Genomic DNA, 18,100 nt, shown 5'->3' with positions numbered 1-18,100 from the left:
CAATATGTTAAAATATTAGCCATTAGGCAAAAGGCATAAGCCAAGAGTTTAATGGAAAAGCACAAACTAGTGGCTTATGGCTATTAGCTAATGCCTTTAAAACCTTAAGGTGGTTATTGCGGCGGGGCTCACCTCTTCCCATTTCGAACAGAGAAGTTAAGCCCGCCAGCGTCGATGGTACTGCATATTGTGGGAGAGTAGATCGCTGCCTTTCTTTATTCCAAAATAGTTGGAATCGACATAAAATTCCCCTGTAGATCAGGGGATTTTTTATCCTCGCAAAGTACAAAAGTTCCTAAATAGATTGAAAACCAAGAATTTTAAAATTTTTGAAAAAAAATAAGAAAACCCTTGGAAATACTAAAAGAAACACTATCTTTGCACCCGCTAAGACGCTAAGTCAAAAGCGAAAATAAGAATAAAAAGTTCATAGACATATTGGATTGACAGCACGTTTTAATAGAGATATTAAAACAATAAAATTTAAGAGAGTAAGAAAACTAGCATTCTTTGTCCATAATATTTAACCTTAGGGTTACAAAAGATATACGATGAAGAGTTTGATCCCGGCTCAGGATGAACGCTAGCGGCAGGCTTAACACATGCAAGTCGAGGGGTAGAAGGAGCTTGCTCCTTTGAGACCGGCGCACGGGTGCGTAACGCGTATGTAATCTACCTTGTACAGGGGGATAGCCCAGAGAAATTTGGATTAATACCCCATAGTATTATGATGTGGCCTCACATTATGATTAAAGTTCCAACGGTACAAGATGAGCATGCGTCCCATTAGCTAGATGGTAAGGTAACGGCTTACCATGGCTACGATGGGTAGGGGTCCTGAGAGGGAGATCCCCCACACTGGTACTGAGACACGGACCAGACTCCTACGGGAGGCAGCAGTGAGGAATATTGGGCAATGGTCGCAAGACTGACCCAGCCATGCCGCGTGCAGGATGACGCATCTATGGTGTGTAAACTGCTTTTGTACAGGAAGAAACACTCCCTTGCGAGGGAGCTTGACGGTACTGTAAGAATAAGGATCGGCTAACTCCGTGCCAGCAGCCGCGGTAATACGGAGGATCCAAGCGTTATCCGGAATCATTGGGTTTAAAGGGTCCGTAGGCGGTTTTATAAGTCAGTGGTGAAATCTGGTCGCTCAACGATCAAACGGCCATTGATACTGTAAGACTTGAATTACTTGGAAGTAACTAGAATATGTAGTGTAGCGGTGAAATGCTTAGAGATTACATGGAATACCAATTGCGAAGGCAGGTTACTACGAGTATATTGACGCTGATGGACGAAAGCGTGGGGAGCGAACAGGATTAGATACCCGGTAGTCCACGCCGTAAACGATGGATACTAGCTGTTTGGGGTAACCTGAGTGGCTAAGCGAAAGTGATAAGTATCCCACACGGGAGTACGCTCGCAAGAGTGAAACTCAAAGGAATTGACGGGGGCCCGCACAAGCGGAGGAGCATGTGGTTTAATTCGATGATACGCGAGGAACCTTACCAAGGCTTAAATGGGAAACGACAGATTTGGAAACAGATCTTTCTTCGGACGTTTTTCAAGGTGCTGCATGGTTGTCGTCAGCTCGTGCCGTGAGGTGTCAGGTTAAGTCCTATAACGAGCGCAACCCCTGTTGTTAGTTGCCATCGAGTAAGGTCGGGAACTCTAACAAGACTGCCGGTGCAAACCGTGAGGAAGGTGGGGATGACGTCAAATCATCACGGCCCTTACGCCTTGGGCTACACACGTGCTACAATGGACGGTACAGAGAGCAGCCACTACGCAAGTAGGCGCGAATCTAAAAAACCGTTCTCAGTTCGGATCGGAGTCTGCAACTCGACTCCGTGAAGCTGGATTCGCTAGTAATCGCAGATCAGCCATGCTGCGGTGAATACGTTCCCGGGCCTTGTACACACCGCCCGTCAAGCCATGGAAGCTGGGGGTACCTGAAGTCGGTGACCGCAAGGAGCTGCCTAGGGTAAAACTGGTAACTAGGGCTAAGTCGTAACAAGGTAGCCGTACCGGAAGGTGCGGCTGGAACACCTCCTTTCTAGAGACAAAAAAAAGGATGTGATTTAAAATTAAATTTAAATTAAAATCTTACTCTCGCTGTTAATTCAAAAAAAAGAAAAGGCTTAAAATACAGAGTCTCGTAGCTCAGCTGGTTAGAGTACTACACTGATAATGTAGGGGTCGGCAGTTCGAGTCTGCCCGGGACTACTATTTAAAGTTATAAAAAGGAAATTCTAGAAGCGAATTTTGAATTATAAATTTTAAATGATGAATTTGAAAAATAATTCAAAAAAATAATTCAACATTCAAAATAGACAATGGGGGATTAGCTCAGCTGGCTAGAGCGCCTGCCTTGCACGCAGGAGGTCATCGGTTCGACTCCGATATTCTCCACAACAGCCCCTCCTAACCTTCCCAAAGGGGAGGGACACAGAGCAATCGGCTCTCCCCCTTCGGGGGAGCTGGAGGGGGCTCAAAGTTCATTGACATATTGAGATAAACATACAAACAAGTAGAAAGAACATCTTTAGTGATTAGTAAAAAAGCAATAGGCACTAGTGGCTTATGGCTATTGACTAATGGCTAAAAGAATAAAGAAAACAATAAGCAAAATAAGGGCGTATGGGGAATGCCTAGGCTCTCAGAGGCGAAGAAGGACGTGATAAGCTGCGAAAAGCTGCGGGGATCGGCACATACGAATTGATCCGCAGATATCCCAATGGGGCAACCCACTATGTTGAAGACATAGTATCCGATAGGAGGCGAACCCGCTGAACTGAAACATCTAAGTAGGCGGAGGAGAAGAAAACAAAAGTGATTGCGTAAGTAGTGGCGAGCGAAAGCGCATTAGCCCAAACCGTTGTTGTTACGGCAATAACGGGGTTGTAGGACCACAATATTTCTTGTAAACTGAATTAGAATAACTCTGGAAAGGTTAACCCAAGAGGGTGATAGTCCCGTATAAGTAAAGAATATAAAGAATAGTGTTATCCTGAGTAGGGCGGGGCACGTGAAACCCTGTCTGAATCTGGCGGGACCATCCGCTAAGGCTAAATACTCCTGAGAGACCGATAGTGAACCAGTACCGTGAGGGAAAGGTGAAAAGAACCGTGAATAACGGAGTGAAATAGAACCTGAAACCATACGCCTACAAGCGGTCGGAGCAGCATAATCTGTGACGGCGTGCCTTTTGCATAATGAGCCTACGAGTTACCGTTGCTGGCAAGGTTAAGTGATTAAGTCACGGATCCGTAGCGAAAGCGAGTCTGAATAGGGCGCGATTCAATCTAAGGGATTGAAAGCGTATTTATACGCTTAAGTCAGTAGTGGTAGACGCGAAACCGTGTGATCTACCCATGGACAGGATGAAGCTTTGTTAACCCAAAGTGGAGGTCCGAACCCGTTGACGTTGAAAAGTCTTGGGATGATCTGTGGGTAGGGGTGAAAGGCCAATCAAACTCGGAAATAGCTCGTACTCCCCGAAATGCATTTAGGTGCAGCGCTCAAGTTAAGTTATATAGAGGTAGAGCTACTGATTGGATGCGGGGGCTTCACCGCCTACCAATTCCTGACAAACTCCGAATGCTATATAATATATTGAGCAGTGAGGGCTTGGGTGCTAAGGTCCAAGTCCGAGAGGGAAAGAACCCAGACCATCAGCTAAGGTCCCCAAATGTATGCTAAGTTGAACAAACGCGGTTTGATTGCATCGACAGCTAGGATGTTGGCTTGGAAGCAGCCATTCATTTAAAGAGTGCGTAACAGCTCACTAGTCGAGCGATCGAGCATGGATAATAATCGGGCATAAGTATACTACCGAAGCTATGGATTTGTACTAAGTACAAGTGGTAGGGGAGCATTCTAACATCGCCGAAGGTATCTTGTGAGAGGTGCTGGAGAGGTTAGAAAAGAAAATGTAGGCATAAGTAACGATAAGGGGTGCGAGAAACACCCCCGCCGAAAAACTAAGGTTTCCGCAGCTATGCTAATCAGCTGCGGGTTAGTCGGGTCCTAAGGCAAATCCGAAAGGAGTAGTCGATGGCCAACGGGTTAATATTCCCGTACTAGTTATAATTGTGATGGAGTGACGCAGTGGTGAAAGTACCGCGAACTGACGGAATAGTTCGTTAAAGCACTTAGCTAAAGGCCCGGTAGGCAAATCCGCTGGGACTGGTGAAATGCGATAGTACTCGGATTCTTCGGATGAAGGGATAGTGTACCTAAAGGCTGCCAAGAAAACCTTCTAAACATAGATTATAAGTACCCGTACCGTAAACCGACACAGGTAGTTGAGGAGAGTATCCTAAGGCGCTCGAGAGATTCATGGCTAAGGAATTAGGCAAAATAGACCTGTAACTTCGGGAGAAAGGTCGCCAGCGCAAGCTGGCCGCAGTGAAAAGGTCCAGGCGACTGTTTATCAAAAACACAGGGCTCTGCAAAATCGTAAGATGACGTATAGGGCCTGACACCTGCCCGGTGCTGGAAGGTTAAGAGGAGATGTTATCTTCGGAGAAGCATTGAATTGAAGCCCCAGTAAACGGCGGCCGTAACTATAACGGTCCTAAGGTAGCGAAATTCCTTGTCGGGTAAGTTCCGACCTGCACGAATGGTGTAACGATCTGGACACTGTCTCAGCCATGAGCTCGGTGAAATTGTAGTATCGGTGAAGATGCCGATTACCCGCAGTGGGACGAAAAGACCCTGTGCACCTTTACTATAGCTTAGTATTGGTCTTGGATAAGTGATGTGTAGGATAGGTGGGAGACTGTGAAATGGCGTCGCTAGGCGTTGTGGAGTCATTGTTGAAATACCACCCTTTGCTTATCTGAGGTCTAACTCCTAAAAAAGGAGGACATTGCTTGGTGGGTAGTTTGACTGGGGTGGTCGCCTCCAAAAGAGTAACGGAGGCTTCTAAAGGTTCCCTCAGCACGCTTGGTAACCGTGCGTAGAGTGCAATGGCAAAAGGGAGCTTGACTGAGAGACATACAGGTCGATCAGGTACGAAAGTAGAGCATAGTGATCCGGTGGTTCCGCATGGAAGGGCCATCGCTCAAAGGATAAAAGGTACGCCGGGGATAACAGGCTGATCTCCCCCAAGAGCTCACATCGACGGGGGGTTTGGCACCTCGATGTCGGCTCGTCACATCCCGGGGCTGGAGAAGGTCCCAAGGGTTGGGCTGTTCGCCCATTAAAGTGGCACGCGAGCTGGGTTCAGAACGTCGTGAGACAGTTCGGTCTCTATCTACTGTGGGCGTTAGAAATTTGAGTGGATCTGACTCTAGTACGAGAGGACCGAGTTGGACCAACCGCTGGTGTATCTGTTGTTCCGCCGGGAGCACCGCAGAGTAGCTACGTTGGGAAGGGATAAGCGCTGAAAGCATATAAGCGCGAAACCCACCACAAGATGAGATTTCTTTTAAGGGTCGTGGAAGATGACCACGTTGATAGGCTATAGATGTAAAGGCAGTAATGTCAGAGTCAAGTAGTACTAATAACCCGTAAGCTTATTGTGGCCCCACCCAACCTCCCCAAAGGGGAGGAGCCGAGGTGGGGCGTAAAATTCTTTCTTTACCTAAAAAGGATTATAAACAAATTTGAATATTTATCTCAATATGTTAAAATATTAGCCATTAGGCAAAAGGCATAAGCCAAGAGTTTAATGGAAAAGCACAAACTAGTGGCTTATGGCTATTAGCTAATGCCTTTAAAACCTTAAGGTGGTTATTGCGGCGGGGCTCACCTCTTCCCATTTCGAACAGAGAAGTTAAGCCCGCCAGCGTCGATGGTACTGCATATTGTGGGAGAGTAGATCGCTGCCTTTCTTTAAAACCCTTCATCTATACGATGAGGGGTTTTTGTTTTATAGAAATTGCTAATGGAATACCGCAATCATCGCGTGAGCGGGCGTAGCAAGCTACCGTGGAATCAACAACAAAAGTTGGGAATTAGGCAAAAAGATTGGACAATCTGAATAAGGAAAAATCGATATTTCTTACCCCTTTAAACTGACTTCGAAAGGCTTTTATTTTTACATTAAAAAATTCAGCAGCTGCATTAGTACTTCTATTATCAAAATAGTTTAGTATTGATTGATAATTGACTGTTATTGTATTTAGAAGAATATTGAAGTTTTTAAATCCTGATTCTTCTACTTTTCTATACCAATGAGCTAATTTCAACATTGCAATATTTTTATCGTTATTGGTGTTGTAGATCCTTCTTAATTCTTGAGATAAAAGGTATGCTGTTTTTATCTCTGTATAAGTTCAAATAAAATTTCAGCTCTTTCTTGTTGATTTAGGGTCCATTTTCATGAGATTTATATAGTAAATACCTGCATCTAGCTAATAATTGCTTTAGAGAATCACCATTGGATAAAACTTGTGGAATATGTGTTTTGTGATTTAGCTTTTAGGATGGCTTGATTTCCCTTATCTATAGCTTCCCACCTGTGTTTGATTCTGATTTCTTGTAAGGCTTCTAAGGCTAGTTTTTGGACATGGAATCTATCGGTTATTTGTACTGCTTTTTGGAAACATTTTTTAGCTATCAATTTTATAGTGTTAGCCATATTTAATGTTATTTCTTTGACACAACTTCTTTTTTTATGATCAATTTTACTGATATGCTCTATGACTTGATCTGCTTTTGTTCCGGCAATAATAGCTACTAGGGAACTTTTTTACCTTTGAATTTTTGTTGGTTACAATAGTGTAAAGTTCACCCTGAGACAAAGTTACTTCATCAATAGATAAATGTGTCCCCCTATTTTGAGGATAAACGATCTATTGATGTGCATGTTCTCTTGGTTCCGAAGAACCAAAGGAACTCAAATGCTTTTTATACTGTCTTTGCAGTTTTTCACCCTTAACTCCAAAGAAATTACCAATGATTTGAGAATCTATAGCAGTGTTATCGATTAATTTCTTTTAAAAAGACGCAAATTCTTGCGTCATACGTGTTCCTTTAGCTGCTAAATTCCAATCTCTTTTAGCTATCTCGCCTGTGTTTTTATTAGTCCAACGACGACGTTTGTAAATACACAAACTTTCCTCTTAGTGGAAAATCTTGAATTGTTATTTCATCTGTTAAGTCTTTGGTGACTAACTCTGTGTGATCAAACTCTTTTGGATGTTTTGCTTTTTCTTTAAAATAAAGATGTAGGCTTTCTTGTGAATTATCAACTGAAATTATTTCAAAATAATCAACTAGAAAATCATACCGTTTAAACTTTGAAAACACTGTAAAAAGCATTCATGTAAAACGGATAGCCTGTTATTGATTTAATTGTTTTATCATCAGATATTTTAATCAATTCTTCCATTTTTTGGTTTAAGTCGTCTAAAGTATCATAAATTTTCATTGCAATTTTATCTTTCATCCATTGCCACATTTTCTCAGCAGGGTTAAGTTCTGGGCAATATGGTGGAATTGGCAAAAGAAATATATTGTCAGGAATTATCACATCCTTTGTGGAATGAAATGCGGCATTATCAATTATCATAATCTTTAACTCTGTTGGCTTGTGATTGCTGAAATCTTCCAGATATTTTACAAATAATTCTTTGCAAACACTTTGTGTTGTCATACAAAAACTCTCACCTGTTATGGGGGAAAAACTTCCCCAGAGCCAATTATAAAGATAGCTATGTTTATAAGTACCGATGGCTTTTATTCTTTTTGCGGTAATAACTCTTTTCTGTTTTGTAATCAAACCGAAACGACTTTCATCCTGAAAATAGAGGTTTACAGATTCAAAGTTATTTTTATTAAGAATAATTCTACACTCTTCAAATTTGTTTTCAAGGTTTTTTTAAAAAACGCCTCTGCGTTTTCATCCTTTTTATAGTGGGATTTTCTTGCAACTTTCAATTTTGATTGATGCTTGCGTTTGCAATGAGCATATAAAGCACCATAATTAACCGATTCGTTAAGCTCTTTTTCGAGAATCTTCAACAATTCAACATACGATGTTATTGTTGTTTTTGGATCATTCAATTTCTGCTCAATAGCATTGGCCATTTTCTCAGATATTTTCTTTGTATTATTTCCTCCACTTCTAACACTTAACATTTCAGAAATACCGCTTTTCAGATACTCCTGTGCCCAACCTCGTACAGTCTTCTCGGTTCTCCCTAATTTTTTAGCAATGGAACTATAAAAAACATATTTTCCTTTCTTAATTAGAATCAAAGTCTTTATTCTGTCTTTTTTCAAAGATCCAGATGTCTTTACTAGTAATTTATCTAAAAAATCAACATCTTCTTTTATTGCTATTTGGATTTTCTTTGGCATGCCTAAAGGTAAGTAATATTCCAGTAAATTCAAAATTTAAATAGTATCAGGAAGCATCAATTTTAAAAGATCTATAGGGTTTATAGTAGTGTTTAATCCAGATTACGCATTAGAAATCTATTCCACTTTATTTTCTTCAAATTCAAGCACGTACTCAAATTTTAATCATCAAAATAGTTCACTATTTCTTCTTCTAAAATTTTCCGTGAGCACTTGAATTTATTGAAAAATTTTGTTTCACAACGAAGTCTAATACGGAATCTGGGTTTAATTTTGATAAAGATCTCTTTTTTAAATTATTCTCCCCAACTTTTGTTCTTGGTCTGGATTAATTGTTTTTTAGGAATATGAAAAAAATATTTTATTACAGTAAAATTAAAATATAAAATTTGTTATTGTAAGGAAATCAAAAGGTCATGATGAAGGATAACTTGTTCTAAAATTTTGGTATTTTTATGTTTTTATCACAGTAAAGTTTATTAAGCAATTGGTTTAATAAAATACCCCAAAATAGAATTTTAACTATTTTGGGGTAGGATTGTATTTAGAAGAGCTATTTTAGAATTTGTAATTAGCTGATAAATTAAACATGGTTCCTAATTGGCTAAAATGATATCCATCATAAGTCATTTGTGAATAACGTTGATTGAAAGTAATTAGATTGGATTGGTTTTTTACAAAATTAGGATCAGTTAATTTGGTTTGTCCTATTGCATTTTCAGCCTTAAATTCCCATTTTGGTAAAACATTTAATAAGTTATTAATGTTCAAAGCAAAGGTTAATTTGTTTGTGGCATTGAAATTTATCCCTAAATCGGTTACTACTTTTGGCTTGAATTCGGTTCTTAAATCGGAATCCAATCCAGTTTGTTTGAATATTGTTTTTCCAAACAAAGTATTGTTTAATGAAAAGCCAAATTTCCCAATGTCATAAGTTGTTCCTAATATCCATTTAGTTTTAGGGCGAGAAGTGAATAATAAATGTTGTTGGGTAGCATCTATAAGGTCTTTGCCAAATTTTACAGGAATTTTGTTAGTATTCCAGTTTTCAAATGTGTAATTTCCTGATAAATTAAAGCCTAAATCGCCTCTTCCTAGTTTAATATTTCGTATGCTGGCAACTACATCTAAACCTCTTGTTCTAGTGTCTAAAGCATTGGTAAAGAAGGATAATGTTCCTAAATTTTTTCCGTTAATGGTTACATCTTTAATTTCATCACTTAAAACAATTCTGTCGTATACGTTAATGTGATAATAATCAAGAGTTAATGTTATGTTTTTCGTTGGTTTAAAACCTAGTCCAATGGTGTAATTTTCAGATTTTTCAGCTTTTAATTTATCGATTCCCATTTGACGAGCTTGAGGAGATACATTGTTAACTAATCCGCTAACTAAGACTCCTTGTCCCGGAAAAAAGCTGTATTGTGATTTTTGGGTGTAAATTTGGTGTAAAGAAGGTGCTCTAAAACCAGATGATATAGATGCTCTTAGTGTTATTTTATCATCTAAAAATTTATATCTGGTACTTAATTTACCTATATAAGTAGAACCAAAATCGCTATAATTTTCACCACGTAAAGTGGCGTCTATTAAAAAATCCTTTGTGAAATCTATAGTTGTCGCTATGTATCCTCCAACATTATAACGGTTGAATTTACCTGAATTTTCAGGTCTGTTACCGGCAAATGAGTCTGCACCTAGTCCATCCCATGAAGCTTTGTCTCCTTCTAGAATGGTGAAGTTTTCTGTTCTGAATTCAGACCCTATAGCAAAACTGATTTTATCTGTTAAGTTTTTGTTTACATCTATATTTCCTACTATGTGGTCAAATTTGGATCCTCCGGGTTTGAATGAAATTGGACTGTTTTCTTTATAAATATTGGCTCCATTTCCATCTAAAATGCTTGAACGGTTGAAAGAGTTGTTGACGGTGTATTCTTGAGTGTTGCCTCCAAATGTTATACTTAAATCTGTATTCCATCCGTTTTTTGTGGATTTTAATCCTAAAGTTGCATTGTAGTCATTTAAGTCTCCTTCAAATGTAGGTACATAACCATCGTATCCATTTTTACCATTTCCAGGAAATAATTGATTTAAAAAAGGATATTCATTTAATGTTCTCCAGTATGGTGTTCTGTAGTTTGCGAATGAATTTACTTTTTTGTAAACATAAGCACCATTAAAATATAATTTTGAATTTTCAGTTACTTCTACACCTCCATTTATCTCAAATTTAGCAGTTGCTGTAGCGGGAGATCCATTAATATTACCTGCATCGGGATGTCTATTTAGAAAGTCTTGAACGTCCAGTATATTTGCAGAAAAATCTTTAGATTCTCCTTGCGCATCAACAGTGCCGGTCTATTAGCTAATGTTACTTTTGAAAAATCTAAAGTGTAGTTAACAAATCCTTTTTCATTAAATGCCGTTGTTCCGTTATTAAGGCTTACACCGATCATTTTTCCATCTCCTTTTCCTGTTATTCCTGTTCTTATGGTGCCAGATCCTGAATTAGGATTGCTTTTTAAAATAATATTCATAACGCCTGCGATAGCGTCAGAACCATATTGGGCAGAAGCTCCGTCACGTAGTATTTCTACTCGTTCAATAGCATCTTGAGGAATTGCAGAAATATCGGCTCCTGTTTCGCCGCGCCCGTGAGAAGTTTGTGTGTATAGCAATGCACTCATGTTTTTACGTTTACCGTTTATTAATATTAAGGTACGGCTAGGTCCCATGTTTCGTATTTCATAGGGATCTAATAAAGAGGTGGCATCGTTTACAGGTGTTTGAACAGTATTGAAAGAAGGTATTCTGTATTGTAATGCTTTGTCAAACGTGGCTTGTCCTGTTGAAGCAAGTTCTTTGGAAGATAATAAATCTACAGGTAAAGGGGTGGTAGTGTTGCTTCGGGGAGCCGTTCTGGTACCTACTACTACTACTTCATCTAAGCTTTTGTTTTCTTCTTGTAGAACTATGTTTAATTCGATATTTTGATCTTTTATTTCAATTTCTTTGACTTCTGTTTTATAGCCCATATAATTGAATTTTAGAGTGTGTTTTCCTCGGATTTAATTTAATAGAAAAACCACCATCGAAATCAGAAGTTGTAGCATTTGTACCACTAGTAGTGATATTAACTCCCCGGAATTCCTAACCCTCCTGTATCTTTTATAGATCCTTTTACAAGATTCTGAGCGAATCCTGTCCAAGTTGTTATTAATAATAATAAGCAATGAATTTTTTTCATATTTATTTTTTTAGGTTATTGTTTTATCAAATATCTAAAAAAAATGTTAAATATGAAATTATATCTGTATTTTTTTATTTTTCCTATTTGTTTTTATTGCTAATCTATTTTGTTTTTCTTTTACATAGTTTTAAAGTATCTTAGCACCCAATCGTTTTTTATATATGTTTGAACAAAATCAATACACCGAAGATAATATACGTTCTCTCGACTGGAGGGAGCATATCCGTATGCGTCCAGGGGATGTATATTGGTAAGTTAGGGGATGGTTCATCTCCTGATGATGGTATTTATATTTTGGTAAAAGAAGTCCTAGATAACTGTATCGATGAGTTTGTGATGGGAGCAGGAAAGACTATAGAAGTTACCTTAAAGGATAAAATGGTTACCGTGCGTGACTATGGTCGTGGTATTCCTTTAGGGAAAGTAGTCGATGTGGTGTCTAAAATGAACACAGGAGGTAAATATGATTCGAAAGCCTTTAAAAAATCGGTAGGTCTAAATGGAGTAGGTACTAAGGCTGTAAATGCGCTTTCTACTTTTTTTAGGGTAGAGTCGGTACGTGATAATCAACAAAAAGCAGCAGAATTTTCGGCAGGGAGTCTTACTGTAGAAGAAGATGTAATTGAAACTACAAAACGTAAAGGAACCAAAGTTAGTTTTATTGCTGATGATACCATTTTTAAAAACTACAAATACCGTAACGAATATATTGTAAGAATGTTGAAAAATTATTGTTACCTAAATAAAGGTTTAACAATAGTTTATAATGGTGAAAAGTTTTTTTCAGAAAATGGTTTAAAAGATTTATTAGAAGAAACCATTACTACTGAAGATATGCAATATCCTATCATTCACTTAACAGGTGGCGATATCGAAATTGCGATGACACATAGTAAAACACAGTATTCGGAAGAATATTATTCGTTTGTAAATGGGCAAAACACAACACAAGGGGGGACTCACTTGGGGGCTTTTCGAGAAGCCATTGTTCGCACTATAAAGGAGTTTTACAACAAACCGTTTGAGGCTTCAGATATTAGAAAATCAATAGTTTCAGCCATTTCAATTAAGGTTGAAGAACCCGTTTTTGAATCGCAAACCAAAACCAAACTCGGTTCGACTGATATTGGTCCTAATGGCCCTACAGTGCGTACGTTTGTAAATGATTTCATTAAAACGAATTTAGACAACTTTTTACATAAAAATCCAGAAGTAGCCGATTTGTTACTTCGAAAAATTTTGCAAGCCGAACGCGAGCGTAAGGAATTGTCAGGTATTCGTAAGTTGGCTAAAGAACGTGCCAAAAAAGCGAGTTTACACAACCGTAAACTGCGTGATTGTCGGGTGCACTTGACTGATGCTAAGAATGCTCGTAGTTTAGAAAGTACCTTGTTTATTACCGAGGGGGATTCAGCATCGGGGTCAATTACTAAATCACGTGATGTAAATACACAAGCAGTTTTTAGTTTGCGTGGTAAGCCTTTGAATACCTATGGCATGACCAAAAAGATTGTGTATGAAAATGAGGAATTCAACCTTCTTCAAGCCGCATTAAATATTGAGGAAAGTATGGAAGACTTGCGTTATAACAACATTGTTATTGCGACCGATGCCGATGTGGACGGGATGCACATTCGGTTGTTATTGATTACTTTCTTCTTACAGTTTTTTCCTGAAATTATTAAAGAAGGACATTTATATATTTTACAGACTCCGTTATTTCGTGTGCGTAATAAGAAAGAAACCATTTATTGTTATAGCGATGAAGAACGTAGGGATGCGATTGATAAATTAAAACCAAAACCTGAAATCACACGATTCAAGGGATTAGGTGAAATTTCACCTGACGAGTTTAAGCATTTTATTGGTGAAGACATACGTTTAGACCCTGTTATGCTGGATAAAGCCACTTCTATTGAAAAGTTATTGGAGTTTTATATGGGTAAAAACACCCCTGATCGTCAGGAGTTTATTATCAAGAATTTGAAGGTGGAGTTGGATACGGTGGAGGAGTTGACGTCGTAGCACAAAGTCACACCAAGTTTATCACAACGTCAAAGAAGTTTTTTAGGCTTTGTGAAACATTGTGAAGCACTTTGAGGAACTTTGTGTAACTAATTTCACATAGTCACTCCAAGTTTGTCACAACGTCAAAGAAGTTTTTAGGTTTAACTTTGTGATACATTGTGCAGAACTTTGAAAAACTTAGTGAAACAAAAAAATGATTATGCAAGAAGAAAACGATATCAGTAAAATAATTTTAGACTGTGCATACAAAGTGCATACAAAATTAGGCTCAGGATTGTTGGAAAAAGTATATAGAGAATGCTTAGCTTATGAGTTAGAAAAATGCGGGCTGAATGTTAAACAAGAAAAAGGATTTCCAGTAGTTTATGAAGATATCAAATTTGATTGCGGCTACAGAGTAGATATAATAGTAAATGATAAAGTGATTATTGAGTTAAAAGTAGTTGAAGAATTTACAATTGAACACACAGCCCAATGTTTAACATATATGCGATTAGCAGATTGTAGATTGGGTTTACTTTTAAACTTTTATAAAAGATCATTAAAAGACGGAATAAAAAGATTGGTAATTTAAAACATTGTGGAACATAGTGTAAAACTTGGTGAAACATTGTGACCCTAAATTATGAGCGAAGAAAACGAAAATAGAGAAGACGATTTAACCCCTCAAGAAGAATCCACGGCTGATGAAAATCAGTTAGGAGAAACTAGCTTTGAAGGCGAACATTTTTACGAGCAAGATGAAAATCCAGAGGCTACCATTACCAAGGTAACGGGGATGTATAAGGATTGGTTCTTGGATTACGCTTCGTATGTAATCCTTGAACGTGCGGTGCCTGCTATTGAAGATGGATTTAAACCAGTACAGCGTCGTATCATGCACTCTATGAAGGAGTTGGATGATGGTCGTTACAATAAAGTTGCGAATGTGGTGGGTCACACCATGCAGTATCACCCTCACGGTGATGCCAGTATTGGTGATGCGATGGTACAAATTGGTCAAAAAGATTTATTGATTGATACCCAAGGAAACTGGGGAAATATATTAACAGGCGACGGAGCTGCGGCATCCCGTTACATCGAGGCACGTTTAAGTAAGTTTGCCTTAGAGGTATTGTATTCTCCTAAAATTACCGATTGGGGATTGTCTTATGATGGGCGTCGTGCGGAACCTATTAATTTACCCGTAAAATTCCCTTTACTTTTAGCACAAGGAGGCGAAGGGATTGCCGTAGGTCTATCTACTAAGATTTTACCGCACAACTTTAACGAGTTGATTGATGCTTCTGTCAAAATTTTAAAAGGGAAACCCTTTACATTATATCCTGATTTTCCAACGGCTGGTATTGCCGATGTATCTAATTACAACGATGGGTTACGTGGTGGGCGTGTACGCGTGCGTGCTAAAGTTTCGCAATTGGATAAACAAACTTTGGTGATTACGCAAATTCCATTTTCTACCAATACGACTTCTTTGATTGATAGTATTTTGAAAGCCAATGATAAAGGTAAAATCAAAATCAAAAAAATTGAAGATAATACCGCAGCGGAAGTAGAAATCTTGATTCATCTGCCTCCGTGTGTTTCACCTGATAAAACCATAGATGCACTTTATGCTTTCACGGCCTGTGAAACCTCTATTTCACCTTTAGGTTGTGTGATTGAAGATAATAAACCGTTGTTTATTGGGGTTTCAGAAATGTTACGCATTTCAACACATCGTACCGTCGATTTGTTGCGTCAGGAGTTGGAAGTGCAATTGGCAGAATTGGAAACCAAATGGCATTTTTCTACATTGGAAAAAATCTTCATTCGTGAGGAAATGTATATCGACTTTAAGTTGTACAGCAATAAAGAAGCTTTATATACCTATATGTACGACCGTTTTGAGCCTTTCAAACATTTGTTATTACGCGATATTGTTGATGAAGATTTGCAAAAACTAACGCAAATTCCAATGATTCGTATCACACGTTTCGACTCGGACAAAGCGGATGAATCAATTGCGAAATTAGAAGATGAAATTGCACAAGTAAAGCACCATTTAGAGCATTTAACGCAGTTTGCTATTGACTTTTTTACACGATTGAAAGAAAAGTATGGTAAAGGTCGTGAACGTCAAACGGAAATACGAAACTTTGAAAATATAGAAGCCACAAAGGTTGTTTTAAGAAATACGAAACTATATGTTAATAAAGAGGAAGGCTTCGTAGGAACTTCTTTGAAAAAAGATGAATATGTAGCCGATTGTAGTGATATTGATGATGTAATTTGTTTCCTTCGTAGCGGTAAAATGATTATTACCAAAGTAGATGAGAAAAAATTTATAGGCAAAGATATTATTCATATTGCAATATTTGATAAAAACGATAAACGAACCATTTATAATATGATTTATCGCGATGGTAAATCAGGTCCTTCTTTTATCAAGCGTTTTAGTGTTTCAGGTGTAACCCGAGATAAAGAATACGATTTAACACAAGAAAAAACAGGTTCGCAAGTACTCTATTTTTCAGCTAATCCTAATGGTGAGGCAGAAACGGTTACTATTTTACTACGACAAGTAGGAAGTGTTAAAAAATTAAAATGGGATATTGATTTTGCCGATATTATGATAAAAGGAAGAGCTTCTAAAGGAAATACAGTAGCTAAATATCCTATTAAAAAAATTGAATTAAAAGAAAGAGGAATATCTACCTTACGACCTCGAAGAATATGGTTTGATGATACGGTACAACGTTTGAATGTAGATGGAAGAGGGGAGTTGTTAGGCGAGTTTAAACCGAATGATAGATTACTAATCATAGGACAAAACGGGAAATTAAAAACAGTGATACCTGAGCTAACTACCCATTTTGAAGATGATATGATTGTTTTAGAAAAATGGAATAATCAAAAGCCTATTTCAGCCATTTATTACGATGGGGAAAAAGAGCGTTATTTTGTAAAACGCTTTTTAGTAGAACATGAAAATAAAGAAGAACTTTTTATTTCTGAACACGAAAGATCACAATTAGAAATTGTATCCACCGATTGGCGCCCTATGATAGAAGTTATTTTTGCTAAAAAGGAGGAGTTCAAAAAGAAAACTTAATTGTTAACTTAGAAGAGTTTATTGCTGTAAAAGGAATTAAAGCTTTAGGTAATCAATTAACAACGGATAAAATTAAACAAATTAATAGGTTAGAACCACTTTTTTACGAAGAGCCACTTGAAGTAAAACCAGAAGAAAATTTAAGAAATGAAGCAGAATTAGAAGGAGAAAACGATACAAAGAATTATGATATTACGTTAGAAGATGATGGACAAATCACTTTGAGTTTGGATTAATCTCAGATTACACAAAAATCAAAGTTAAAGTCCTCTTTATTTTTAGATTTAGCCCTTTTTTAAGGCTTTTGCTTTAAACCCAGATTTCGCATTAGACTTCGTTGTGAAACAAAATTTTTCAATAAATTCAAGTGCTCACGGAAAATTTTAGAAGAAGAAATAGTGAACTATTTTGATGATTAAAATTTGAGTACGTGCTTGGCTTGAATTTGAAGAAAAATAAAGTGGAATAGATTTACTTCGTCTATTCGCTACGCTCGGGTCTAATGCGTAATCTGGGTTAAAAAAGGGTGTTTGTTTTTATCTAGATTTCGTATTATAAAAAGAACTTTATTTTTATTAAAAGACTATATGTACTGGTCAATTTGCTTTTTGACGTTGGAGTAAAAAGAATCACTTCTTTTATTTTTGGTACACTGTCTTTGTATTTTACGCTTTTAAATGAAGTTCTAAAGCATAGCAAGTTTTATTATTTTTTGTTATTGTAAATACGCTCGTTTGATTGTCTTTTTTGTTATTAATTTCAATTTGATCGTGAAGATTTACTTCTTGTAAAAAATTAATAGCAAAGGATTGAATTTTTTGCTCTAAAACAATTTCGGTCTCTATTTCATCTAGCGACCATTCTAGATATTTTACATTATTAGCATGGTTAACAATATCAATATCTGATAGTTTGACAATTTTATCCGTTAATTTTTTTGTATCTTCGGGAATATTGATTTTATGTGTTTTTATGTTAGTAGCATTATCAGCGAAAAAAGTAAAATGATCACAAGATATAGCTAAATTTTCAGGTTTTCGAGTAGTTGTATTAATGACAACCCAAAAGGTTTCACAGCCAATAATTTTTTCCCCGTTTAAATACATTTCAAGGCATCGGACAGATTGATAACCCTCTAGAGATTTGATCCAAGTTTTAATTGTTACCTCATCTTGCCATTTAGGTAAATCTGTAATTTCGACAATCATTCTACTTAAAACCCAAGCTTGATTAAAAATTTGCATATCATTATGACTAAATCCTCCTAATTCAGCATGAGAACTGGCTGTCAATTGAAAAAGATTGCACAGATCGGTATATTTAAGAATTCCATTAGGAGTACAATGCAAAAAATTGATTTTATGATTTTCTTCAAATAAGGATGAAAAATTAGGTGAAATAGGCAT

The 18,100-nt window shown here is 37.4% G+C and carries 7 protein-coding genes, 2 tRNA genes, 4 rRNA genes and 3 pseudogenes; 9 read left to right on the top strand and 7 right to left on the bottom strand.

The window, feature by feature from the left end:
* The first annotated feature begins 105 nt into the window (after positions 1–105).
* The 6 genes from rrf (JJC05_RS03335) to rrf (JJC05_RS03310) all read left to right on the top strand — a co-directional run bounded on the left by rrf (JJC05_RS03335) (position 106) and on the right by rrf (JJC05_RS03310) (position 5,846).
* A 5S ribosomal RNA gene (gene rrf, locus JJC05_RS03335) occupies positions 106–214 on the top strand.
* Positions 215–548: 334 nt separating this feature from the next.
* Positions 549–2,062: ribosomal RNA gene (locus JJC05_RS03330) — 16S ribosomal RNA — on the top strand.
* Between the two features lie 96 nt (positions 2,063–2,158).
* Positions 2,159–2,232, top strand: a tRNA-Ile gene (locus tag JJC05_RS03325).
* A gap of 112 nt (positions 2,233–2,344) precedes the next feature.
* A tRNA-Ala gene (locus JJC05_RS03320) sits at positions 2,345–2,418 on the top strand.
* Between the two features lie 207 nt (positions 2,419–2,625).
* Positions 2,626–5,536: ribosomal RNA gene (locus JJC05_RS03315) — 23S ribosomal RNA — on the top strand.
* A 201-nt stretch (positions 5,537–5,737) separates the two neighbouring features.
* Positions 5,738–5,846 (top strand): 5S ribosomal RNA (rrf, locus tag JJC05_RS03310).
* The 16S, 23S and 5S rRNA genes sit together here with 2 tRNA genes alongside, the layout of an rRNA operon.
* 123 nt (positions 5,847–5,969) lie before the next feature.
* Here rrf (JJC05_RS03310) and JJC05_RS17920 read toward each other — a convergent pair.
* From JJC05_RS17920 to JJC05_RS18675, 6 genes and pseudogenes are all read right to left on the bottom strand, one after another.
* Positions 5,970–6,239: a transposase gene (locus JJC05_RS17920; protein WP_309597505.1), complete on the bottom strand. Its 270-nt coding sequence runs from the start codon at positions 6,237–6,239 to the stop codon at positions 5,970–5,972.
* Positions 6,240–6,388: 149 nt separating this feature from the next.
* Positions 6,389–6,649: a transposase gene (locus tag JJC05_RS17915; protein ID WP_374226369.1), complete on the bottom strand. Its 261-nt coding sequence runs from the start codon at positions 6,647–6,649 to the stop codon at positions 6,389–6,391.
* A 389-nt stretch (positions 6,650–7,038) separates the two neighbouring features.
* Positions 7,039–7,278: an ISAon1 family transposase N-terminal region protein gene (locus JJC05_RS19025; protein ID WP_445297833.1), complete on the bottom strand. Its 240-nt coding sequence runs from the start codon at positions 7,276–7,278 to the stop codon at positions 7,039–7,041.
* Positions 7,250–7,801, bottom strand: a complete 552-nt coding sequence (locus JJC05_RS03295) for an IS630 family transposase (protein ID WP_258929753.1) — start codon at positions 7,799–7,801, stop codon at positions 7,250–7,252. Before JJC05_RS03295 ends, JJC05_RS19025 begins: the two co-directional genes overlap by 29 nt.
* Positions 7,771–8,352, bottom strand: a complete 582-nt coding sequence (locus tag JJC05_RS03290; protein WP_258929450.1) for a helix-turn-helix domain-containing protein — start codon at positions 8,350–8,352, stop codon at positions 7,771–7,773. The genes JJC05_RS03295 and JJC05_RS03290 overlap by 31 nt, the downstream gene beginning before the upstream one ends.
* 525 nt (positions 8,353–8,877) lie before the next feature.
* Positions 8,878–11,569, bottom strand: a pseudogene (locus tag JJC05_RS18675) (TonB-dependent receptor).
* Positions 11,570–11,733: 164 nt separating this feature from the next.
* Here JJC05_RS18675 and JJC05_RS03280 point away from each other — a divergent pair.
* From JJC05_RS03280 to JJC05_RS03270, 3 genes and pseudogenes are all read left to right on the top strand, one after another.
* Positions 11,734–13,597 (top strand): annotated as a pseudogene (locus JJC05_RS03280) (DNA topoisomerase IV subunit B).
* A gap of 202 nt (positions 13,598–13,799) precedes the next feature.
* Positions 13,800–14,174, top strand: coding sequence for a GxxExxY protein (locus tag JJC05_RS03275; protein ID WP_201025144.1), 375 nt, complete (start codon positions 13,800–13,802; stop codon positions 14,172–14,174).
* 51 nt (positions 14,175–14,225) lie between these two features.
* Positions 14,226–16,930: pseudogene (locus tag JJC05_RS03270) on the top strand (DNA gyrase/topoisomerase IV subunit A).
* Between the two features lie 429 nt (positions 16,931–17,359).
* Here JJC05_RS03270 and JJC05_RS03265 read toward each other — a convergent pair.
* Complete coding sequence (locus JJC05_RS03265; RefSeq protein WP_127823255.1) at positions 17,360–18,100, bottom strand: acyl-[acyl-carrier-protein] thioesterase; 741 nt, start codon at positions 18,098–18,100, stop codon at positions 17,360–17,362.

Source organism: Flavobacterium davisii (assembly GCF_019565505.1).
Classification (GTDB): domain Bacteria; phylum Bacteroidota; class Bacteroidia; order Flavobacteriales; family Flavobacteriaceae; genus Flavobacterium; species Flavobacterium davisii.
The sequence above is the reverse complement of the archived record's forward strand: the minus strand, read 5'-3'. Positions and strand labels throughout refer to the sequence as shown.

Coding starts and splice junctions, on each gene's coding strand:
- JJC05_RS19025 (WP_445297833.1), bottom strand. CDS start 7,278: ATGCTTTTTACAGTGTTTTCAAAGTTTAAACGGTATGATTTTCTAGTT.
- JJC05_RS03275 (WP_201025144.1), top strand. CDS start 13,800: ATGCAAGAAGAAAACGATATCAGTAAAATAATTTTAGACTGTGCATAC.
- JJC05_RS03265 (WP_127823255.1), bottom strand. CDS start 18,100: ATGCCTATTTCACCTAATTTTTCATCCTTATTTGAAGAAAATCATAAA.